Genomic DNA, 22,324 nt, shown 5'->3' with positions numbered 1-22,324 from the left:
AGGAGGGAGCTTACTTGGCGGGGACCGCAACACCAGCCTCGGGTGTGACAACCGGAGCGGATGCACGGGCCTTGGCGTGGTCTTTGGCGATGAGCATGTAAAAGGCGGGAACGACGAACAGGGTGAACACCGTGCCGATCGCCATACCAACGACGAGCACCCAGCCGATGGAGTTACGCGAGGCGGCGCCGGGGCCCTTGACGAAGATAAGCATCAAGTGACCGAACACGGTCGCGGCGGACGTCATGAGCACGGGGCGCAAGCGCGTCGCGGCGGCGCGGCGGATGGCTTCGGCTTTCGCGATGCCCTCCTCCTGCAGCGTGTTCGCAAACTCGACGATCAGAATGCCGTTCTTCGCGATCAGGCCGACGAGTGTGATGAGGCCGATCTGCGAGTAGATGTTGAGCGAGGTCTTCCAGAGGAAGATCGGGATCATCGCGCCGAAGAAGGCCAGCGGCACCGAGCCGAGCAGAATGATGAACGGGTCGCGGAAGCTGTTGAACTGCGCCGCGAGCACGAGGAAGATCAGCACGAGCGCGAGCACGGCGGCTTTCCACAGCGCTTCGCCTTCGGTGCGGAGCTGGCGCGACTGGCCGCCGTAGTCGATCGAGTAGCCGGGCGGCAGGATTTCCTTGGCCTTCGCTTCGAGTTTCTTGAGGGAGTTGTCGATGCTGGGGCCGACGCCGGTGATCTTGACGGAGTTGAGCTGCTGGAAGCGGTTCAGCGTGCGCGGCTGGACGGTGTCCTGCAACGTGGCGATCGTGGAGAGCGGGATGAGCTGACCGTTCGGGCCGCGGACGTGGTAGTTGAGGAGCTGGTCGGCGTTGAGGCGCTGACCGCGCTCGACTTGCGGGATGACGCGGTAGCTGCGGCCGTCGTTGATGAAGCGGTTGACGTAACCGCCGCCGAGCATCGAGCCGAGGTCGCGGGCGATATCGGAAAGGCTGAGGCCCATGTCGGCGACCTTGTCCTTGTCGATCACGATCTCGACCTGCGGCAGGTCGAACTTGAGGTCGGAGTCGGCGAAGTAGAACGTCGGCGCCTTGCCCGGCTCGTTGGCCTCGGTGTTGGCGTAGAGCACGAGCTGGTTGGCGTAATCGAGCATCTCCTTGTGGTCGGCGGTCGAGCGGATGACGAATTCGATGGGCAGCGAGCCGCCGGACGGCAGCGGATCGGGCGTCGTGATGACGACGTTCATGCCGGGAATCGCGGCCGCGGGCGCTTGTAGCGATTGCTCGATGGCGAGCGAGCTGCGTGTGCGCTCAGACCACGGCTTGAGCAGGATGCCAGCGAAGCCGAAATTGTTGCCGGTGATCTGGAACGACTGCGCATACTCCGGCACGCTCTCGAACATCTTCTGAACTTCCTTCGCGAAGATCACGTTGTGATCGATGGTCGAGGTCGGCGACGGTAGGAGAATGGAGAACACGATGCCCTGGTCTTCCTTCGGCGCGAGCTCGCGCTGGGCGAAGTTGAAGAAAACGGGCAGCAGCAATGTCGCCATCGTTGCGAACGCTAGTGTGTGCTGAACGCGGGCGAAACGTCGGCCGAGAAGAAGATCAAAAATCACCACTAAAATTGCGCTGAGCACCGAGATGGCGAGCAGAGCGGCGGCGATTTTCCACCAGCTTGCAAACACCGGCCCGAAGCCAAGAAGGGCGCCGAAAACAAGCAGCACGATCGGCAGAGCCGGAATCCAAATGATCAGGGACCAAGCGAGCACCATCCACTGAGCGGAACCGTGCTGTCGAGGTTCGATCATGAGCCCCGTCAGTCGCTCGTAGCGATTGCGCAGGCGGTCGAAGAGGTGGTTGATGGTGCCGGTAAGGCCTTTCTCTTCCTGGTCGTGGCCTTGGAGGAGATAGGCGCTGAGCATCGGCGAGAGCGTGAGGGCGACGAAGCCCGAGACCATGACCGCACCGGCGAGCGTGAAGGCGAACTCGCGGAAGAGCGCGCCGGTGAGGCCGCCTTGGAAACCGATCGGGGCGTAAACGGCGGCCAGCGTGATCGTCATCGAGATGACCGGGCCGACGAGTTCGCGCGCGCCGAGGATGGCGGCTTCGATGGGCGTTTTGCCTTCGCGGATGTGGCGCTCGATGTTTTCGACGACGACGATGGCGTCGTCGACGACGATACCGACCGCGAGCACGATCGCGAGGAGCGTGAGCAGGTTGATCGTAAAGCCCATCGCCATCATGATGAACAGCGCGCCGATCAGCGACAGCGGCATCGCGACGAGCGGAATGAGCACCGAGCGGAACGAACCCATGAAGAGGAAGATCACGATGGCGACGATCGCGAGCGTCTCGGAGAGCGTCTTGAGAATCTCGCTCAGCGCATCGTCGATATACTTCGTGGCGTCGTAGGCGATGGAGGCCTTGAGGCCGGCGGGCAGCGCGCGCTCGATCTCGGGCATGGCTTCGCGGACGCGCTTGATGACTTCGACGGTGCTCTCGGTCGGGAGAACCCAGATGCCCATGAACGTGGCCGTCTTGCCGCCGAAGCGGACTTCGGAGTCGTAGTTTTCGGCACCGAGCACGACGTCGGCGACATCGGAGAGGCGGACGATGGAGCCGTTCTGCTCAGCGACGACGAGGCGTTTGAATTCCTCGACGTTCTTCAGGTCGGTGTTCGCGACGAGCGAGACGGAGAGCATCGAACCCTTCGTGGAACCGACGGCGGCGAGCGCGTTGTTGGCGGCGAGCGCGGTGCGGACCTGCGCGGGACTGAGGTTGCGCGCGGCAAGTTCGTCAGGCTTGAGCCAGATGCGCATCGCGAAGACGCGGCCGCCGAGGATGTCGGCCTTCTGCACGCCCTTCACCGCGGAGAGGCGCGGCTGCACCATGCGGCTGAGGTAATCGGTGATCTGGTTTTGATCGAGCGAGTCCGAGTAGAAGCTCATGTAGACCGACGCGAACTGGTTGTCGGCGGTCTCGACGCTGACGGTGGGCGATTCGGACTCGGGCGGGAGCTCGTTGCGGACCTGCTCGATCTTCGAGCTGATCTGGGCGAGCGCGGCATTGGTGTCGTAGTTGAGCCGCAGGTAGACCTTGATCGTGCTGACGCCGGCGGAGGAGGTCGACTCCATGTAATTGATGCCGTCGACCTGCGCGATAACGCGCTCAAGCTGCGTGGTGATGTAGCCGCGCACGGTGTCGGCGCTGGCGCCGAAGTAGACCGTGGTGACGTTGACGACCGCGCTGTCGCTGCGCGGGTATTGGCGGGTGTTCAGCTGGAAATAAGCCACCACGCCGAGGACGAGGATGACGATGTTGACCACGAGCGCGATGACGGGCTTGCGGACGAACAGGTCGGTGAAACTTTTCGAGAGCATGGAAAGAAAAGGGGGAAGGCAGGACTACGAGACTACGGACAACGGGACCGGGAATGCCGCGAACGCAGGCGGTTTGGATTCACTCGGCGGGTGGTCGGTGGTCCGTCGTCCTTGTTCCTTGGTGGTCGGTGGTCCTACTCAGGTGTTGGCCGGCTTCGGGTTCGCGTTGGTAGTCGGCTGGACGGCGTTGTTGATCTGCACGGGCATGCCGTTGCGCAGCTTGAACACGCCGGTGGAAACGACTTGGTCGCCGGCCTTGATGCCGGTGACGGCGATGAGGTCGCCGCGCGTGGCGCCGAGCTGCACGAACTGCTGGCGCACGCCGAGGAACTCCTTGCCGTCCTTGTTCTTCATTTTTTCGACGATGAACACGGAGTTGCCGTAAGAGGCGTAGGAGATGGCGGTCGCGGGAACGACGATCAGGTCGTTCGACTGCGGCAGCTGCACCTCGACGCGCGCGAACATGCCGGCGCGGAGTTTCTCGTCCGGATTGGCGAGCGTGGCCTGCACGGCGACGTTGCGCGTGGCGGCATCGACTTCGGAATTGATCGCGGTGACTTTGCCGTCGAAGGGATGGTCGAACGCATCGATCGAGACGTGCACGGTCTGGTCGAGCGCGACGTTCGGCAGCTGGCGTTGCGGGATGTTGAAGTTGGCGTAGATCGGATCGAGTTTCTGGAGCGGCAGGAGCGCGCGGCCCTTGGAGATGTATTGCCCGAGGTTCACCATGCGGATGCCGACGCGGCCGTCGAACGGCGCGCGCACGTGCTTCTTGGCGATCTGAGCCTCGAGCGCTGCGACGTCGGCCTGCGCTTGGCGCGCGGTGGCTTCGGCGGCGTCGTATTCCGACTTCGAATTGGCTTTCTGGCCCCAAAGTTCCTTGGCGCGTTCGAGGTTGACGGCGGCAAGGCTGGCACGGGCTTGGGCGGCCTTCAGCTGTGCGACCTCGACGGAGGTGTCGAGTTCGATGAGCAGGTCGCCGGCCTTCACCGCGGTGCCGCTTTCGGCGGCGATGCGAACGATCGTGCCGTCGGCGTCGGCGCTGACCGTAACACCTTCAACGGGGGCCAGCGACGCGATCGCGCTGAGGGTCGGGTGCCATTGGACGGACTGAGCCTCGACGGTGGCGACGGCAGCGGCCGGGTGCGAGTGGTCCTGGGCGGACATTTCCTTGATCTGCGCGACCTTGACGGCGCCCAGCAGAAGGACGACGGCGGCGAAGCCGGAGAGAGCGATGGCGAACTTCTTAATCATGGGAGGACTGGCGTGGGACGGTTGGGAGAAAGGGACTCAGGCAGTTTTCTGCGCGGATTCATCCGGCAAGGTCGAAAGCTGATGCTGGATCTTCCCGAGTAGACGAACGAGGGTCTTGCGTTCGGACTCGGTGAGGGCACCCATCACCTCGCTAGCCCCGCGAAAGTGGATGGGAAGGAATTTAACGAGGAAGTTTTCCGCCTTCCGCGTCAAGCGAACGAGCAACATGCGCCGATCGCTCGGATCGGGCTCGCGCACGACATAGCCGTCGCGTTCCAGCGTGTCGATCAGGCCGGTCATCGTCGCGCGGGTGACGCCGGCCGCGTCGGCCAATTCGGCCGGGGTGCGCGGACCGCAAGGCGGCTGGGTGATCGGCACGTCGCCGGTGCGCGGCTCGGAGCTGCGCCACAGGAGCATCAGCACACCGAACCGGCCTTGGGAAATGCCGTGCGCAGCCAAGCGGCTCTCGGAAAGGGCGAAGACATCGTCCGCCGTGCGCAGGAGGTGCAGATAGGCTTCCGCCGCACTCGGGACCAGCTCGGGAAACTCACGCGACGCCTCCAGGAGGCATTCGTAGCGCGGCAGGTCCTTGAGCATGAGATGCGGCATGGCGAAAAGATAAGGGGGCTGACGATTAGCTTCCTAACGAATTTCGCAAGCGGAGTTTTGTGACTTTTAGCCGAACGGCTAAGTCATAGGGAAAAATCGCGTTCTCCCATCGGGAAAACACCAGAAAACCGAACGCAAAAAAAAGGCCCGCAAGGAGTCTTGCGGGCCGAAGAAAAAAACACGCCCGCGCGGATGCGCGGCGCGGCTCAGAGCGCTTGGGCTGCGGCGATGACGGCCTCGGTCGTGATGCCGAGTTCCTTCATCGCGATGTTGCCCGGAGCGCTGAGGCCGAAGCGGTCGATGCCGACGACCTTGCCGTCGAGGCCGACGTATTTGGCCCACAGTCCCGTGACACCGGCCTCGATCGCGACGCGCTTGCGGCATGAGGGCGGAAGGATGGCGTCGCGGTATTCCTGCGGCTGCGCGTCGAAACGCGAAAACGACGGCATCGAGACGACGCGCGTGCCGGCGCCAAGCTGCTTCGCCGCGGCGACGGCCCATTGCAGTTCGCTGCCGCATGAGAGCAGGATGTGCGTGAGCGGCGCGGTTTCCTGCACGGCGACGTAGCCGCCTTTCAATACGCCGGCGCGGCGCTCGCTGACCGGGATGTCGTTGAGCATCGGCACGGCTTGCCGCGTGAGCGAGAGGAGCGTCGGGCCGTCGTGGCGTTCGAGGGCGGCGGCGAAGGCGCCGGCGGTTTCCTCGGGGTCGGCCGGGCGGATGACGTCGAGATTCGGGATGACGCGGAGACCGGAAACGGTTTCGACCGGTTGGTGCGTGGGGCCGTCTTCACCGACGCCGATGGAGTCGTGCGTGTAGATGTAGACGACGGGGAGTTTCGACAGTGCGGCGAGACGCATTGACGGACGCGAGTAATCGGCGAACACGAGGAACGTCGCGCACGAGGTGCGGAAGATGCCGTCGTAGGCGACGCCGTTGTTGATCGCAGCCATGCCGTGCTCGCGGATGCCGTAGCGGAGGTTGCGCGCCGCGCGATTGGTGCGGTCGAAATCCTTGTCGGCGGCGATGTAGTTCAGCGTCGAGCCGTGGAGATCGGCCGAGCCGGAGATGAGCAGCGGGAGCGCGGCGGCGACGGGCTGGAGCACGTCCTTGCCGGCGGCGCGCGTGGCGAGCTTCGCATCGGCCGGGAAATGCGGGATGACGTGCTCGATGAGGTGCGCCGCGCTGACCTTGGCGTCGCGCGATTCGAGGAGCGCGGCCTTGTCGGGGTTGGCGGCGGCCCAGGCGGCGTAGATCTTCTTCCACTTGTTGTAGGTGCGCTTGAGGCGCGACTTGTGCGCGGCGAAATACTCGCGAACCGGCTCGCTCACGAAAAAGTGCTGGTCGGCGGGCAGACCGAGTCCGGCACGGGCGGTGTCGGCGAACTTCGCCCCACCCTCGCCGTGGCCCTTCGAGGTGCCTTGCACTTCAGGAATGCCTTTGCCGATGATCGTCTTGGCGATGATGAGCTGCGGGCGACCGGTTTTGGTCTTCTTGGCTTTGTTGACGGCCTTGAGGATGGCGGCGAGATCGTGACCGTCGGTGAGCGTTTGGACGTCCCAGCCGATGGCCTTGAAGCGCGCGGCGGTGTTCTCGCTCTGGGTCTTCTCGGCCATGGCGTCGAGCGTGACGTCGTTGGCGTCGTAGATGAGGATGAGGTTGTCGAGGCCCTGGTGGCCGGCGAAGGCGGCGGCTTCCATCGCGACGCCTTCCTGCATGCAGCCGTCGCCGGCGAGGCAAACGACATGGTGATCGAAGATGGCGTGTTCGGCGGTGTTGAAGCGCGCCTCGGCCATCTTGCCGGAGAGGGCGAAGCCGACGGCATTGCCGATGCCCTGGCCGAGCGGGCCCGTGGTGCACTCGACGCCGGGCGTCTCGTGAAATTCGGGATGGCCGGGCGTCTTGCTGTGGAGGACGCGGAAGTTTTTGACGTCGTCGAGCGAGAGATCGTAGCCGCTGAGGTGAAGCCACGAGTAGAGAAACATCGAGCCGTGGCCGGCGGAGAGGACGAAGCGGTCGCGGTTGAGCCAGCGGGGCTCGTCGGGGTTGTGCACCAAAGCGTGGCCGTAGAGGACGGCGCCGATCTCGGCGGCGCCGAGCGGGAGGCCGAGGTGGCCGGAAGAGCACTTGTGAACGGCGTCGATGGCGAGGCCGCGGGCCTGCGCGCTGGCTTGAGCGAGGATGTCGGTGTTCAGCTTCATGAAAAACAAAAGGGGTGAGCGTCCAGCGAACACGCCGCGCGCGCGCCGTGCAAAATCCTTTTTCGTGCTAAAAGAAGAAAGCGAGCCATAGCTGGCTCGCTTTCGGAGTGAAAAACTGGAGAGGAGATCAGGCCTTCGCGGTCTCTTCGACGCGCTTCTCCTTGACCGCCATGGCGGCCTTGCCCGTGCGGTCGCGCAGGTAGTAGAGGCGGGCCTTGCCGGGCTCGGAGTCGCGCTCGACTTCGATCTTCTCGACGTTGGGCGAGTTGACCGGGAACACGCGCTCGACGCCTTCGCCGTAGCTGATGCGGCGGACCGTGAAGGTCTCGTTGATGCCGGTGCCCTTGTGGGCGATCACGACGCCGGCGAAAATCTGGACGCGCTCTTTGTCACCTTCGCGCACCTTGGTGTGGACGCGGACGCCGTCGCCGACCTTGAAAGGGGCCGTAGCGTGCTTCACCTGGGCGGCGGAGAGTTCTTGGACGATGGGATTCATGGCTGCTGTTTCTTTAGTAAATCGGGTCGGACCTTGGCGGTTTTTTCCAACTGCTGCGCGTGCCGCCACTTCTCGATTTTGCCGTGATGCCCCTCGAGGAGCACTTCCGGCACGGACATGCCGCGGTAAACGGCGGGACGCGTGTAATTGGGAAAGTCGAGCAAGTTGCGAGTGAAACTTTCGGTGGTCAATGACTTTTCTTCGCCGAGCACGCCGGGAATAAAACGAGCGAGCGCATCGATCACCACGGCGGCCGCGAGAGTGCCGTTGGTGAGCACATAATCGCCGATGCTGATCTCCTCATCGATGAGCGTGTCGCGGATGCGTTGGTCGACGCCTTCGTAGTGTCCACTGAGGAAGATAAGGTGTTGCTCCTTCGCGAGCTGCTCGGCGCGAGCGGAGGTGAACGGCGTGCCGTCGGGTGTCAGGTAAATGCGCCGGCAACCGGGCGTCTGGAGCTCCTCGAAGGCAGCGAAGATCGGCTCGCACTTCATCACCATCCCCGCCCCACCGCCGAAGGGACGATCGTCGGTGGTTTTGTGCTTATCCGTCGCCCAGTCGCGCGTGTTGCGGACGTTGATCTCGAGGAGTTTCGCCTCGCGCGCGCGACCGAGCATGCTCTCGGACAGGAAACCGTCGAGCATGGCGGGGAAGAGCGTGAGGATGTCGATGCGCATCAGGGGCGGAGTTTTTGAACCACGAATGGACACGAATGAACACTAATCCGGAAGAACTCGTCGTCGCGGTGCCATTCGTGTCCATTTGTGTTCATTCGTGGTTTCTGGTTCGGGAAAACAAAAACCCCGGATTGCTCCGAGGTTTCGATTCGGTCGCGTCGGACTTATGCGTCCTCCGCGTTCTCCGTGTTTCAACTGGCTCAGGCCGTGGCGGCCGCGGCCTTCTTCGAGCGCTTCACGAGGGAGCGCACAGTGTCGGACGGCTTGGCGCCCTTGGAAACCCAGTAGTCGAAGCGGTCGAGCTTGATCGTCAGCGGGTTGCCCTTGGCGTTCGGGTTGTAGCTGCCGAGGTATTCGACGGCGTCGCCATCGCGGCGCGAACGGGCTTCGGCGACGGCCACGCGGTAGTGGGGCTCGTTCTTGGTGCCGAAGCGGGAAAGACGGATCGTGAGTGCCATTTGGTAGTGCTGGGATGCTGTGCGGACAGCGGTGGTTGATTTGGAAAAGGTCCAAAGAGTCGAAAACGGTTTGGCCTTGTCAAGCCCCCAAAACGAGCCGGCAAGCAGGCTCCTGCCCGAGCCTGCGAACTTGCCACAGCGCTAGGGGAAATCACCTTCTCCACTGTCGCGCTCAGGAGTGGGCCGCTCCCCTGCGCAACATCATCCCAATGCGCACTGTCCTAATGCCTGTCGCACTACTCCTGGCCTTCGGCGCGGGGTTTCTGGTCGCGCGGCTCACCACCAAACCCGCCGCAGGCGCTGCCCATATCGCGCCGACAACCGGATCAGCAGACGTTGTCCGCAAAATACCAGAGCGCCCCTCCGACCCCACCGCGGGTCCGGCGGTTAGCAGTCCTGGCGTCACGCAATCCTTCCCTATTCTCAGAGCCGCGGAGTTGCTCGCCACGAAGCGACTGCAAAACGGCTCGCACGTGCCGCCGTTTGCGTTTGAGCGGCTTAATCCCGACTTCATCACGCTATATGAATTGTCGCCGGCGGAAATTGAACGCCTCGAAGGAGTAGCCAAACGTGTCAGGGCACAAGTGGCCTCGATCGAGGCCGCCAAGGCCCAACTGGCGCCGCAACCCGACGGCACGATCCGTATCACCATCGAGCCTTACCCTCGAGAAGGGGGCGTGATTCTTGATGCGCTGCGCGCCGAAGTGCTCGCCACACTCGGGGAGGAACGAAGCGAGTTTTTCCGAAAACTCTCCGATTTCGACGGTTCGAACTCCACGGAGTTTGGCGGGTTTGGGCTGCGACAAACTGTTGTGGAAGTTCGCGCGCTCGGCCCTAGCGGTCCGGGCTCGATACGTGGATCCACTTCATTCGATCCGGCGACCTCGCTCCAAACGATGACGACCGAGACGGATTTCCGAAGCCTCAAAGACACCCGACCTGAACTCTACGCCCGGCTGGTCAGTGCCGGCCTCGCGCGTTGATCCACAGGATTTCCCATTGACCAGCCTCCGCGCGCCGGAGACGTTGCCCGACTTATGCTCAAAGCCGGCATCGTCGGTCTGCCCAACGTGGGCAAGTCCACTCTCTTCAACGCCCTCACCCGCTCCCGCAAGGCCGAAGCGGCGAACTATCCGTTCTGCACCATCGACCCGAACGTCGGCGTCGTGATCGTGCCCGACGAACGCGCCTACGTCCTGAAGGCCATCGCCAAGACCAACGTCGTCGTGCCCGCCGCCATCGAGTTCGTGGACATCGCCGGCCTCGTCGCCGGTGCGTCCAAGGGCGAAGGTCTCGGCAACCAGTTCCTCGCCAACATCCGCGAGGTGGACGCCATCGTCCAAGTCGTCCGCTGTTTCGAAGACAGCGACGTCGTCCACACGATGGGCGGCGTCGATCCGGTCCGCGACATCGAGGTCATCACTACGGAGCTCGTGCTCGCAGACCTCGACGCCGTCACCAAACGCATCGACAAGACCCAGAAGAAAGCCAAGTCCGGCGACAAGGAGGCCATCGCCGAAATGGCGCTGCTCCAGAAACTCGAGCCGCACCTCAACTCCGGCAAAACCGCCAATGTCCTCGACGCCACGCCCGAGGAAAAGGCGCAGATGAAGCTCTTCCAGCTGCTCACCGCCAAGCCGGTCCTCTTCGCCTGCAACGTCGCCGAGTCCGACCTCGCCACCGCCGAGCAGAACAAATTCGTCCGCCAAGTCGCCGATTACGTCGCTCATCACCACGACGCCGCCTACGTGCCGATCAGCGCCAAAATCGAGGCCGAGCTCATCGATCTCCCACCCGAAGAAGCGAAAGCCTTCCTCAAGGATCTCGGCGTCGACGACTCCGGCGTGTCCTCTCTCATCAAAGGCACCTACGATCTCCTCGGCCTGATGACCTACTTCACCGCCGGCGAAAAGGAAGTGCGCTGCTGGACCATCGTGAAAGGCTGGAAAGCCCCGCAAGCCGCCGGCGTCATCCACACCGATTTCGAAAAGGGCTTCATCAAAGCCGAAGTCGTCAGCTACGAAGACCTCGTCCGCCTCGGCTCCACCGCCGCCGCCCGCGACGCCGGCAAATATCGCCTCGAAGGCAAGGAATACGTCTTCCAGGACGGCGATGTCGCGCTCTTCCGCTTCAACAACTGAGCAAGCGCGCACTGACTGAAGTCAGGCCTCGGCGTCGCCTCCGATGTCGGTGCGGGAGCGAGCTTGCTCGCGACTGACACTCTCCAAGCGGTCCGGGTCGCGAGCAAGCTCGCTCCCACAGCCAGCGTCGCATGGTTTGCTCGGCGCGTGTCTTCCCGACTCCCGCTTTCTCTCCTGTTGCGCCACGCGCACGTGCCGGCCAAGTTGTCAGCCCCATGAGCGACGCCGTCATCCCTGCTCCCGCGAACATCGAATCCCTCGATTCTTCGATCGTGCGCATGCTGATGGATGCGACGCCGGACCGCATCTATTTCAAGGACCTCGAAAGTCGCTTCGTTCGCAACAACCTCGCCCAATCCCAGCTCCTCGGCGCCGCCTCGCCCGACGAGTGCGTCGGCAAATCCGACTTCGACTACTTCACCCGCGAGCACGCTGAGAAAGCCCGCGCCGACGAGCTCGAGATCATCCGCACGGGCCACGCGATCGTCGGCAAGGAGGAACACATCACGCTCCGCGACGGTAAGACCGGCTGGGTCTCCACCACCAAGCTCCCCTGGCGCGACGCCTCCAGCCGCATCATCGGCACCTTCGGCATGACGCGCGACATCACCGAGACGAAGATCGCCGAGGAAAAACTCACCGAGGAGCGCAACCTTCTCCGCACCATCATCGACCACCTGCCCGCGCGCATCTACGTCAAGGATCTCGATTCGCGCTACCTGCTCAACAACCGCGCCCACCTCGCCAGCCTCGGCCACAAATCCCAGGAACAGGTCCTCGGCCACACGCTCCGCGAAGTTCTCCCCGGCGAACGCGCCGAGATCGCCATGGCCGACGACCGCGAAGTCATGGCCACGGGCGAGCCGATCCTCAGCAACGAGAAATCGGCCACGCTCGACGACGGCACCGTCCGCTGGTCGCTCACCACCAAGGTCCCGCTGCGCGACCTCCGCGGCCAGATCGCCGGACTCGTGGGCATCAGCCACGACATCACGAAGCGCAAACTCGCCGAGCAGGAACTCGCGCACCGCACCGAGGAAATGGAAGCCGACGTCCTCATGGCGCGTCAGCTCCAGGAAATCCTCCTCTCGCGGCCCTACCCGGTTTTTCCGCGCGGCGCCGCGCCGGACTCGAGCGCGCTCCGCTTTGCCCACTGCTACGTCCCAGCCACGACACTCGGCGGCGATTTCTTCGATCTCCTCCAACTCTCCGACACGCGCTGCGGCCTGCTGATCTGCGACGTCATGGGCCACGGCGTGCGCGCCGGCCTCCTCACCGCGATGATCCGCGGCGTGTTCCAGGAAATGGGTCCGCGCGCCGCCGACCCCGCGCACGTCATGAGCGAGATCAACGCCGCGCTCTGCCCCATCGCCGAGCAGTCCGGTCAGGCCATGTTCGCCTCGGCGTTCTTCGCGCTGGTCGACCTCGAGACGCACACACTGCACTACGCCAACGCCGGCCATCCGCCGCCGATCGTCATCCGCCGCAGCAACGAAATCGACCGCCTCGCCCTCCCCGATCCCGAGCCCGCCGCCGGACTCATTTCTCAATTCTCCTACACCTCCGGCCGCATCGCCTTCGGCCCGGGCGACCGGCTCTTCGCATTCACGGACGGATTGATCGAGGCGACGAATCCCAGCGGTTCGTTCTTCGGCGAAGACCGCCTCTGTTTCCTGCTCGGGCAATGCGCGTCGGCGAAATTCGACAGCATCTGCACCCAGCTGCTCCGCACCGTGCGCGACTACACCGGCGGCACCGGCGCCCTCGCCGACGACGTGTGCATCGTCGCGATGGAAGTCACGGGAAAACCATAGTTCGCTAATCAGGCGTTCACTTGTGGGAGCGAGCTTGCTCGCGACTAGGCACACGATTCGTCGCGAGCAAGCTCGCTCCCACAAAGACCATCCCCCGGAACGAGGCCCGGTCTCCGAAAGTCAGTTCTCGGTCCTCCGCGCTCAGCTCACCTGCCCGCCCACGCTCTTGATGTCGCGGCGATAATCAACACACGCCGCGATCGCGAGGCGCACCGCCTCTGTCATCTTCTCGAACGGCAAACTCGGTTGATCCGTCGTCTGCTCCGGCACGAACGGCACATGGATGAACCCGCCGCGCACATCCGCGCGATGCATCGAGAGCTCGTGCATGAGCCCGTAGAAAACGTGATTGCAGACGAACGTCCCCGCGCTCTGCGAGACCGCCGCCGGGATGTCGTGTTTCCGCAGTTCCTGCACGATCGCCTTGATCGGCAGCGTGGAGAAATACGCCGCCGGTCCCTCCTTCACGATCGGCTTGTCGATCGGCTGCTGCCCGGCGTTGTCGGGAATGCGCGCGTCGTCGATGTTGATCGCCACGCGCTCCGGCGTGATCTCGGCGCGTCCGCCAGCCTGACCGAGGCAGATCACGATGTCCGGATCGTGCAGCTTGATCTGGTGTTTCAGCTCCTTGATCGCGGAACCGAACACGCACGGCAGCAGCGCGCCGACGATCCGGTGACGCGCAATCTTCGCCTCGTTGATCTCGCGCGCGATCTCCTCCGAGGGGTTGAGTGCTTGGCCGTCGAACGGTTCAAAACCAGTCAGCAGGATATTTCGCATTGGGGTAATCGAAGAGGAACCAACCACAAATGAACACAGATGGACACGGATACGAACTCAGAAATTTCCCTGCCGCCATCGGTTCTCTGCAGCTTGATGCAAGGCCACGCGGTCATCCCTCACGCCCATCTGTGTGAATTTGTGTCCATCTGTGGTTCCTGCCGTTTCGCGTCTCAAAAGCGAAAGACGCACAGATACATGATCGCGATGTTCGCCGCGAGAATCGTCAGCGCCAGCGGCACCTGCGCGCGGATGACGGCGTTCTTGTCGCGCAACTCGAGCAGCATGGCGGGCACGATGTTGAAGTTCGCCGCCATCGGCGTCATCAGCGTCCCGCAATAGCCCGAAAGCATCCCGATGCCCGCCATGATCGCGACGTTGCCGTGATGCTGTTGCACGATCAGCGGCAACCCGATGCCCAGCGTGATCACCGGAAACGCCGCGAACGCGTTACCCATGCACATCGTGAACAGCGCCATACCCACGCAATACGCCGCCACCGCCACGAACGGATACTGCGTCGGCAGCGCGCTCGCGACCAGCTCCGCCACGACCTGTCCCACTCCCGCCTGCGCAAAAATCCCGCCGAGCGCCGCCAACATCTGCGGCAACACCAGCGCCCAGCCGATCGCCTGCAGCAACCGGCTCCCCTCCGCGACCGGCACCGCCGGTTTCGCGCCCGTGATGCGCAAACCTGCGCCGAGCGCGATCAGCCCGCCGATTCCCAGCGCCGCCAGCGTGGCCTGCTTCTTGTCGAGCAGCCACACCTCGCCGAAATGAATCCGGGAGAGCAGCAACGCGCCCACGACCGCCGTGACCGGAATCAACAACGCCGGCGCAAAAAGCGCCTCGCCCAGCCGCTCCGCCTGCACCGCCCGCTCCTCGCGCGACGCGCCCTCGCTCGCCGGTTTCTCCACCTGCCGCAACGCCGCCAGCGCCACCATCGCGAGCACGCCGTAGCCGACCGCCGCCGGCGGCAGCGCTTTGCCAAAGAGATAAATGACGGCCAGCAACAGCCAGAAAATCACCGAGCCCCACCGCCGCGGCTGCCGCGGATTGCGCAGCGCGCGCCACGCGACGCTCGCGAACACCGCGCCCGCAATCACGTAGAACAACTCGACCGAAAACACGCTGTTCATCGCGCGTCCTCCTTCGCCTCGTTCCGCTGCACGGCGGCCTGCTCCGCCACCTCGCGCGCCACCCGCCGGTCGAGCACCCGCGTGCGCCACCACATCGCGGCGAACGCCACCAGCGCCGTCGGGATGCCCCACAGCGCCATCGCCCACACGCTGACCTCGATCTTCAAACCGTCGAAAAATCCCTTCATCAGCAGAATCGCACCGACCGCGATGAAGACATCCTCGCCGAAGAAATTGCCGATGTTCTCGCCCGCCGACGCATGCGCGCGGATCGCCTCCTTCGTCTTCTCCGGCAACTCGTCGTGCCCCGCGTGCGCCGCGCCTTCCGTCCGAAGCGCGCCCGCCTGCTGTCGGGCCGCAGCCTCGGCCATCGGAGCGACCAGCGGCCGCACCATCTGCGGGTGCCCGCCGATGTTCACGCCCAGCGCGATCGAGACCTGCCGCACCGCCGTGTAGAGCAGGATCACGCGCCCCGCCGTCGCCGCCCGCGCACGCCGAATCAGCGTCTCCGCCCGCTCCTGCAATCCATAGCGCTCGAGCAGCCCGACCACCGGCACGATCAGCACGACCGGCAGCGTCATGTAGCGGTTATCGACGAAAAACCTTCCGAACTGCTCCATGATCTCGTGAAACGACATCCCCGCCACGAGTCCCGTGACGATCCCCGCCGCCATCACGACGAGCAGCGTGTTGAACCGCAGCGCGAAGCCGACCGCGACGACGAGGATGCCGACGAGTTTGATCATCCGGAAACCTCCAGCGCATCACGCGAATCCACGCGAGTGCCGCCCCCGAACCGACGCTTTCTCATTCTGAGTGCCGGGAAGAAATTGTGGGAGCGAGCTTGCTCGCGACTCGGTCGCCAGTCGTCGCGCGCAAGCTCGCTCCCACCACACGCTCCGTTGGTTTGATCCGTTTTCATCCGATTCTATCCGCGGAATCCGTGGTCAATCGGCTGCACGATCACCCCCGCCACTCCGAGTTGCGCCCGCAGCCGTCGCGCAAACGCCACCGCGTGCGCGCCGTCGCCGTGCAGGCAAACCGTGTCGGCCGTGATCACCACATCGGCTCCGCTCGTCGCGCAGACCTTGCCCTCGCGGACCATCCGCAACACCTGCGCGACCGCGACATCCTCGTCGGTGATCAACGCATCCGCGCGCGATCGCGACGTGAGCGAGCCGTCCGCCTGATACGTGCGGTCGGCGAACACCTCGCTCGCCACCGCGAGCCCGCATTCGCGTCCCGCGCTCACGTGCGCGCTGCCGGCCAGCGCGAACCAGATCAGTTCCGGCCCCGCATCGCGCACCGCGTAAGCTGCCGCCTCCGCGATCGCCGCGTCACGCGCCGCCAGATTGTAGAGCGCGCCGTGCAACTTCACGTGCCGCACTCGCGCGCCCGCCCCCGCCGCGATGCGCTGCAACGCGCGCACCTGCGCGAGGACCAACTGAAAAACCTCCTCCGGCGTCACCGGCAACTCGCGTCGCCCAAAATATTCTCGGTCCGCGAAGCCCGGATGCGCCCCGATCGCGACGCCGTGCCGCACCGCCAGTTCGATGGTCGCGCGCATCGTCGCCTCGTCGCCCGCGTGCGCGCCGCACGCGATGTTGGCCGACGTGATCAGCGGCATCAGCGCGGCGTCTTGGCCGGCCCCTTCGCCGAGGTCGCAGTTCAGGTCGATGCGCATGCGGGATTCAAAGCGCGAGCCGGGCCAGCCCGGTGCGGACGCGATTCAGGTCACGTTCCCGCGCCAAGTAAAGACCGTGCGCCTCCGCGACGCTGATTTCCTCAAAACGAACCGTCCGTCCCGGCGCGAGCTGAGCCAAACGGCCCAAATCCACCGTCGCGACGACCGCGATGCGCGGATAGCCGCCCACCGTCTGCCGGCTCGGCAACAGCACGATCGGCGCGCCGCCCGCGGGCACCTGCACGACGCCGTCGGCCACGCCCTCCGAAACCATTTCACGCGACGCGCGCTGCGGCAGCTCCGGCCCGGCCAGTCGCACGCCCATACGGTCGGCGTCCTTCGTCGCCGTCCATTCGTTCGCGAAAAACAACCGCTGCGCCTCCACCGCGAACCAATCCCACTCCGGCCCGCGCATCGCGCGCACCGCGCCGGCCAGCGGTGGCTTGCCGAGCGTCGGCGGCCGGACTGACCAGGTGGAAATCCGCGGTGCCTTGCCCAAATATCTGCGCGCCCACTCCGAGGCATCGCCGCAACGCAACCCGTCGCCCGCGCGCAGCGGCCGGCCCTCGAAGCCACCGAAACCGCCGCGCCGGTAAGTCGTCCGCGATCCGAGCACGAGCGGCACTTCGATACCACCGGCGACCGCGAGCCAGCCGCGAACGCCCACGCGCGCCGCCCCGAATGCCACCGTTTCGCCCGCGCGCACTCGCACCGCCCGATCCGCCGATAGCAGCTCGCCGCCGATCCGCGCACCGAAGTCAGCGCCCGTCCACGCGATCAACGCATCGGCCTCGAAGCGCAACTCCGGCCCGAGTTGCGCGAACTCGAGCAGCGCCGCCTCCTCATCGTTGCCCACGAGGGAATTCATGACCCGCGCCGCGAAGCGGTCCAACGCGCCGCCCACGACCACGCCGAACTTCTGGTAACCGAAACGGCCGAGATCCTGGACCGTCGTGAGCAGACCCGGTTTGACGACGGAGATCATCGCGCCGCCTCCTGCCGCGCAAATTCCTCGCGCGTGATGGCGCGGAATCTCACGCGATCGCCGGGTTGCAGCAACACGGGCGGATTTTGTTCGGGGCGAAACAGCCGCAGCGGCGTGCGCCCGATGAGATTCCAGCCGCCCGGCGTCGCGAGCGGATAGACGCCCGTCTGCCCGCCGGCGATGCCGACCGAGCCAGCCGGCACCTGCGCACGCGGCTGCGCGAGCCGCGGCGTCGCCAGCACCGGCGGCAAGCCGATCAGATACGGAAATCCCGGCGAAAAACCAACCAGCGCGACCGTGTAGTGCGCAGCCGCATGCCGCTTCACCACTTCCTCGGGCGAGAGCTTCGCGTGCGCAGCGACCCGCGCGAGGTCGGGCCCGAATTCGCCACCGAAGCAGACCGGGATCTCGACGTTCGCGGCTTTGCGCGCGGATTTGCCCGAGAGTTTTCCGAGCGCCAACTCCGCGCGTGCACTGAGCCAGCCCGCAATATCGTCGACCGGCGCACCGGCCGCGACAGCCGCCGGCACGTCGTAGTGCGCCGTCACCGTCGTGTAGGCCGGCACGAGTTCGGTGAGACCGGGGATCGCCGCCGCGTCGAGCGCCGCGCACGCGGCGTGCACGCGCTGCGACGTCGCCTCGTCGATCCGCTCGCCCAACTCGATGCGCAGGGCGCTGTCGCCCACCGGAGTGATTCGCATGAGAAATTTCTAATCTTCTCGGCCGAACTCGCGCAGTAAAATTCTGTTTTGTGCAGATTTTGCCAATTACTAATCCGCGTATCCGTTCGAGCGGGCTTGGTGTTGCGCCAAACCGCGTTTACGGTGCTACTCCTCCACGATGTCATTCCGCCGTTTCTCCACGCAAACGCTGGTTGCTGCCGCACTCCTTCTCGCCGGTTGCCGCGACAAGGAAGTCGTTTCCTATCGCGCTCCGCGCGACTCCGCTCCGCCGCCCGAGCGACCCAAAATGGCGGGCGCCAAGCCCGAGTTGCCTGACGGCCATCCGCCCATCGGCGGCGCCGCGGCCAATGCGCCGGCCGGCGGTGCGATGGGTGGCATGGCGGCCGCCGGCCTGCCCACCGACGCGGTGAGCAAGAACAACGCCCTCGTCTGGACCGCGCCGGCCAACTGGCAGGAGCGCGCGCCCGGCTCGATCCGCAAGGGCAGCTACACCGTGCCCGGTGAAGGCGGCGCGGTCGGCGACCTTTCGATCACCGCGTTCCCCGGCGACACCGGCGGCTTGCACGCCAACGTCAACCGCTGGCGCGGCCAGGTCGGCCTCGCGCCTCTCAGCGACACTGACGTCGAGAAATCGATCACGTCCTTCGAGGCCAACGGCCTGAAAATCATCCTCGTCGAGATGGTCGGCCCCTCCGGCAATCCGCCGACCCGGCTGCTCGGCGCGATCGTGCCTTACGAGCGCGAGACGTGGTTCTTCAAACTCACCGGGCCGGACACACTCGTCGCGAGTCAGCGCGAGGCGTTCCGCACCTTCCTTTCCACCGTCAAAGCCCGCTGAACATGAACGCCACGCTCCGCTCGTTCCGCGATTTCTTCTGCTCGCTCCAGCTCACCGTCTGGCTGCTGATCCTCTCGATGATCCTCGTGTTCGTCGCGACGCTCGATCAGGTCAACCTCGGCATCTGGGCCGTGCAGGCGAAATATTTCCGCAGCTTCGCCGTCCTCTGGCAGATTCCGGACTCGAACGTCTCGATCCCGGTCTTCCCGGGTGGCTACTTCATCGGCGGCCTGCTGCTCATCAACCTCGTCGCGGCGCACATTTACCGTTTCTCCCTCACATGGAAGAAATCGGGCATCCAGCTCGCACACGCCGGCCTGATTCTCCTGCTCCTCGGCGAGCTCTTCACCGGGTTGATGTCGAAGGAGAGTTTCCTCCGCCTCGATACCGGCGAGACGAAGCACTACTCGGAGAGCTTTTCGGAAAACGAACTCGTGCTGATCGATCACAGCGACCCGAAGACGGACCTCGTCGTCGCGATTCCCGAAGGTGCCGTCGCGGACAAGAAATCGATCCAGCACAAGGACCTCCCCTTCCGCGTCGACGTGAAGGAGTATTACCCGAACTCGAATCTCCAGCGCGTCGGCCCGTTCGCCGGTCCGCGCCCGGTCGCGACTCAGGGCTTCGGCACCGGCCTCGTCATCCTGCCGGAAAAGATGACCTACAAGCCCAACGAGCGGAACATCCCCAGCGCCTACATCGAGATCGTCGCCCCCGAGGGCAGCCAAGGCGTCTGGCTCGCCTCGCAGATGCTCCAGCAGCCGCAAACGTTCCAATACGCCGGCAAGACCTGGGAAATCGCCTTCCGCCAAGTCCGCACCTACAAACCCTTCGCGCTCACGCTGCTGAAGTTCAGCCACGACAAGTATCCTGGCACCGAAATCCCCAAGAATTTCTCCAGCCGCGTCCGTGTGAAAAGCGACGACGGCAAGGAGGACCGTGAAGTCCTCATCTTCATGAACAACCCGCTGCGTCACGGCGGCTACACGTTCTATCAGGCGGGCTTCGACAACAACGACACCACCACCGTCCTCCAAGTCGTGCGCAACCCCAGCTGGCTCCTCCCCTACATCGCCTGCGTGATGATGGGCTTCGGCCTCTGCATCCAGTTCGGCATCACCCTCGCCGGTTTCATCCGCAAACGCTCCGCCGCCAACGCCGCCGCGGCCCGCGCCTAACCACGCCCTCCACGCCATGAAACGCTTCCTCCCGCTCATCGTCCTCGCCCTCGGCGCGCTCTACCTCGCTTCGACCTTGCGCGAGCCCAAGGACAAGGCCGGCTTCAACCTCACCGACTTCGGCCGCGTGCCGGTCCTCGTCGGCGGCCGCATCAAGCCCCTCGACACCGTCGCGCGCACCTCGATCCTCACCATCCGCGGCAGCCAATACATCGCCACGCCCGACGGGAAATCCATCACGCCCGACGCCTGGCTCGCCGACGTGCTCTTCAATCCCGCGAAGGCCGACACCTACAAGATCTTCCTCATCGAGAACCACGAGGTCGTCGACCTCCTGAAACTCAACCTCGAGGATGGCGACGGCAAGAAGCGCTTCTCCTACGAGCAGCTCCGCCCGCAGCTCCCCGAGCTCGAGCGCCAGGCGCGCATGGTCGACAGCGTCGAGGAGCCGCTACGCACGCCCTTCCAGAAGCAGGTGATTTCCGTCCAACAACGCGTGTTCACCTACATGCAGCTGAAGCTGAGCGTGGAGGCCCCCGATTCGCCCGACTTCCTCTCGGAGCTCGTCGCCTTCGACAAGGCCCTCCCCGCCGGCATCGAGGCCGTCCGCGCCAAGCAGGCCAACCAGCCGCACAGCGAGGACGCCATGAAAGCCATGGCGACGATGGTGAACCGCTTCTCCTACATCGAGCAGTTCGGCAACCTCCGCGTCGTGCCGCCCGACACCGGCGACGCCAACGTGCACAACTGGCGCACCGCCGGCAGCGCGCTCATGGACTCGTTTGCCGTCGGCCGCGTGAATCCCACCGTTCTCGGCTACGCCGCAATCGGCCACGCCTGGCGCGGCGGTGACGTGAAGACCTTCAACGAAGTCGTCGCCGCGCTGCACGACCAGCTCGCGAAGCGCTACCCCGACGCGATGAAGAAGAGCGACGTCGAGTCGCGCTTCAACTCCGCGGCGCCGTTCTACAGCAGCATGACGCTCTACGTGCTCACGTTCCTCATCGCGGTGTTCTCCTGGCTCAAGTGGCCCGACACGCTGCAACGCTCGGCCTTCTGGCTGCTCGCCCTCGCCTTCGTCGCCACGACCGCCGGCATCCTCACACGCATGTGGCTCGAGTCGCGTCCGCCGGTCACGAACCTCTACTCGTCGGCGCTCTTCATCGGCTGGGCGACCGTGTTGCTCTGCCTCATTCTCGAGAAAACCTTCAAGAACGCCGTCGGCAGCGTCGCCGGCGGCCTGGTGGGTTTCGCCACGCTGCTCATTGCGCACCACCTCTCGCTCAGCGGCGACACGCTCGAGATGATGCGCGCGGTGCTCGACTCGAACTTCTGGCTCGCGACGCACGTCGTGACCGTGACGATCGGCTACTCCGCGACCTACCTCGCCGGTTTCCTCGCGATCATCTACGTCTTCCGCGGCGTGTTCACCAAGTCCCTCGACAAAGGCACGGCCGACGCGCTCTACCGCATGGTCTACGGCATCGTGTGCTTCGCCACGCTGTTCAGCCTGATCGGCACCGTCCTCGGCGGCATCTGGGCCGACCAATCGTGGGGCCGCTTCTGGGGCTGGGACCCGAAGGAAAACGGCGCGCTCATCATCGTGATTTGGAACGCCATCATCCTACACGCCCGCTGGGGCGGCATGGTGAAGGCGCGCGGCATGATGGCCATGGCGGTGTTCGGCAACATCGTCACGAGCTGGAGTTGGTTCGGCACGAACATGCTCGGCGTCGGCCTGCACAGCTACGGCTTCATGGAAGCCGCGTTCTATTGGCTGGTCGGCTTCGTGATCTCGCAGCTGCTGATCATCGCGCTCGCCGCGATCCCGCAGGACAAGTGGAAGAGTTCGTCGTCTGGCGAAGCCGCTACCTAACTTCCCCTTCTGACTTGGGGCGGGTCCTCCCACCCGCTTCCATTCGCAAAACGGGCGGGACCGAGTGGTCCCGCCCTGTTTGTTTTCAGAGTAGCGGGAGCTTCCAACTCCCGTCCAATTTCCGCCGTCCCGAACACGGAGGCTGGAAGCTCCCGTATCGCTCAAACCCGCATTTCT

General features: G+C 64.8%; 19 protein-coding genes. 6 read left to right on the top strand and 13 right to left on the bottom strand.

Translation table 11 applies throughout. The features are described from left to right. Nucleotides 1–10: 10 nt before the first annotated feature. The 7 genes from KF715_20940 to rpsP form a co-directional block, all read right to left on the bottom strand. Complete coding sequence (locus KF715_20940) at nucleotides 11–3,334, bottom strand: efflux RND transporter permease subunit (protein MBX3739167.1); 3,324 nt, start codon at nucleotides 3,332–3,334, stop codon at nucleotides 11–13. Between the two features lie 138 nt (nucleotides 3,335–3,472). Beyond that, entirely contained in the window at nucleotides 3,473–4,588 is a 1,116-nt protein-coding gene (locus KF715_20935; GenBank protein MBX3739166.1) for an efflux RND transporter periplasmic adaptor subunit, read from the bottom strand. A gap of 36 nt (nucleotides 4,589–4,624) precedes the next feature. Beyond that, nucleotides 4,625–5,197 (bottom strand): MarR family transcriptional regulator, encoded by a 573-nt coding sequence (locus KF715_20930; protein MBX3739165.1) that lies wholly within the window; start codon nucleotides 5,195–5,197, stop codon nucleotides 4,625–4,627. A gap of 206 nt (nucleotides 5,198–5,403) precedes the next feature. Beyond that, on the bottom strand, nucleotides 5,404–7,398 hold the full coding sequence (tkt, locus tag KF715_20925; GenBank protein MBX3739164.1) for a transketolase: 1,995 nt from the start codon (nucleotides 7,396–7,398) through the stop codon (nucleotides 5,404–5,406). A gap of 127 nt (nucleotides 7,399–7,525) precedes the next feature. Beyond that, entirely contained in the window at nucleotides 7,526–7,894 is a 369-nt protein-coding gene (gene rplS, locus KF715_20920) for a 50S ribosomal protein L19 (GenBank protein ID MBX3739163.1), read from the bottom strand. Then, on the bottom strand, nucleotides 7,891–8,571 hold the full coding sequence (gene trmD, locus KF715_20915) for a tRNA (guanosine(37)-N1)-methyltransferase TrmD (GenBank protein MBX3739162.1): 681 nt from the start codon (nucleotides 8,569–8,571) through the stop codon (nucleotides 7,891–7,893). Before trmD ends, rplS begins: the two co-directional genes overlap by 4 nt. 200 nt (nucleotides 8,572–8,771) lie before the next feature. Then, on the bottom strand, nucleotides 8,772–9,029 hold the full coding sequence (gene rpsP, locus KF715_20910) for a 30S ribosomal protein S16 (GenBank protein ID MBX3739161.1): 258 nt from the start codon (nucleotides 9,027–9,029) through the stop codon (nucleotides 8,772–8,774). 209 nt (nucleotides 9,030–9,238) lie between these two features. Between rpsP and KF715_20905 the strand changes: the two genes are divergently transcribed. The 3 genes from KF715_20905 (at nucleotide 9,239) to KF715_20895 (ending at nucleotide 12,984) form a co-directional block, all read left to right on the top strand. After that, nucleotides 9,239–10,012, top strand: coding sequence for a hypothetical protein (locus tag KF715_20905; GenBank protein ID MBX3739160.1), 774 nt, complete (start codon nucleotides 9,239–9,241; stop codon nucleotides 10,010–10,012). 54 nt (nucleotides 10,013–10,066) lie between these two features. Then, complete coding sequence (gene ychF / locus KF715_20900) at nucleotides 10,067–11,170, top strand: redox-regulated ATPase YchF (GenBank protein ID MBX3739159.1); 1,104 nt, start codon at nucleotides 10,067–10,069, stop codon at nucleotides 11,168–11,170. Between the two features lie 215 nt (nucleotides 11,171–11,385). Then, nucleotides 11,386–12,984: a SpoIIE family protein phosphatase gene (locus tag KF715_20895; protein MBX3739158.1), complete on the top strand. Its 1,599-nt coding sequence runs from the start codon at nucleotides 11,386–11,388 to the stop codon at nucleotides 12,982–12,984. Between the two features lie 141 nt (nucleotides 12,985–13,125). Here KF715_20895 and pcp read toward each other — a convergent pair whose 3' ends face one another. The 6 genes from pcp to pxpB all read right to left on the bottom strand — a co-directional run bounded on the left by pcp (nucleotide 13,126) and on the right by pxpB (nucleotide 18,273). Further along, nucleotides 13,126–13,764, bottom strand: a complete 639-nt coding sequence (gene pcp, locus KF715_20890) for a pyroglutamyl-peptidase I (GenBank protein ID MBX3739157.1) — start codon at nucleotides 13,762–13,764, stop codon at nucleotides 13,126–13,128. 173 nt (nucleotides 13,765–13,937) lie between these two features. Further along, nucleotides 13,938–14,903, bottom strand: coding sequence for a DUF979 domain-containing protein (locus tag KF715_20885; GenBank protein ID MBX3739156.1), 966 nt, complete (start codon nucleotides 14,901–14,903; stop codon nucleotides 13,938–13,940). Continuing rightward, a complete protein-coding gene (locus KF715_20880; GenBank protein ID MBX3739155.1) occupies nucleotides 14,900–15,649 on the bottom strand; it encodes a DUF969 domain-containing protein in 750 nt (249 codons plus the stop codon). Before KF715_20880 ends, KF715_20885 begins: the two co-directional genes overlap by 4 nt. A 182-nt stretch (nucleotides 15,650–15,831) precedes the next feature. Continuing rightward, nucleotides 15,832–16,587, bottom strand: coding sequence for a LamB/YcsF family protein (locus KF715_20875; protein MBX3739154.1), 756 nt, complete (start codon nucleotides 16,585–16,587; stop codon nucleotides 15,832–15,834). A gap of 7 nt (nucleotides 16,588–16,594) precedes the next feature. Next, a complete protein-coding gene (locus KF715_20870; protein MBX3739153.1) occupies nucleotides 16,595–17,572 on the bottom strand; it encodes a biotin-dependent carboxyltransferase family protein in 978 nt (325 codons plus the stop codon). Next, a complete protein-coding gene (gene pxpB / locus KF715_20865) occupies nucleotides 17,569–18,273 on the bottom strand; it encodes a 5-oxoprolinase subunit PxpB (protein ID MBX3739152.1) in 705 nt (234 codons plus the stop codon). Before pxpB ends, KF715_20870 begins: the two co-directional genes overlap by 4 nt. A gap of 139 nt (nucleotides 18,274–18,412) precedes the next feature. On the opposite strand from pxpB, the gene KF715_20860 reads away from it, so the two are divergent. The 3 genes from KF715_20860 to ccsA are packed head-to-tail and all read left to right on the top strand — an operon-like array spanning nucleotide 18,413 to nucleotide 22,147. Beyond that, the gene (locus tag KF715_20860; GenBank protein ID MBX3739151.1) at nucleotides 18,413–19,093 is read left to right on the top strand and encodes a hypothetical protein; all 681 of its coding nucleotides are present in this window, start codon (nucleotides 18,413–18,415) and stop codon (nucleotides 19,091–19,093) included. Between the two features lie 2 nt (nucleotides 19,094–19,095). Next, nucleotides 19,096–20,271: a cytochrome c biogenesis protein ResB gene (locus tag KF715_20855; protein ID MBX3739150.1), complete on the top strand. Its 1,176-nt coding sequence runs from the start codon at nucleotides 19,096–19,098 to the stop codon at nucleotides 20,269–20,271. A gap of 16 nt (nucleotides 20,272–20,287) precedes the next feature. After that, entirely contained in the window at nucleotides 20,288–22,147 is a 1,860-nt protein-coding gene (gene ccsA, locus KF715_20850; GenBank protein MBX3739149.1) for a cytochrome c biogenesis protein CcsA, read from the top strand. Nucleotides 22,148–22,324: the final 177 nt, after the last annotated feature.

The organism is Candidatus Didemnitutus sp. (assembly GCA_019634575.1).
GTDB lineage: Bacteria > Verrucomicrobiota > Verrucomicrobiia > Opitutales > Opitutaceae > Didemnitutus.
This window is presented reverse-complemented; position numbering and strand designations above follow the sequence as displayed.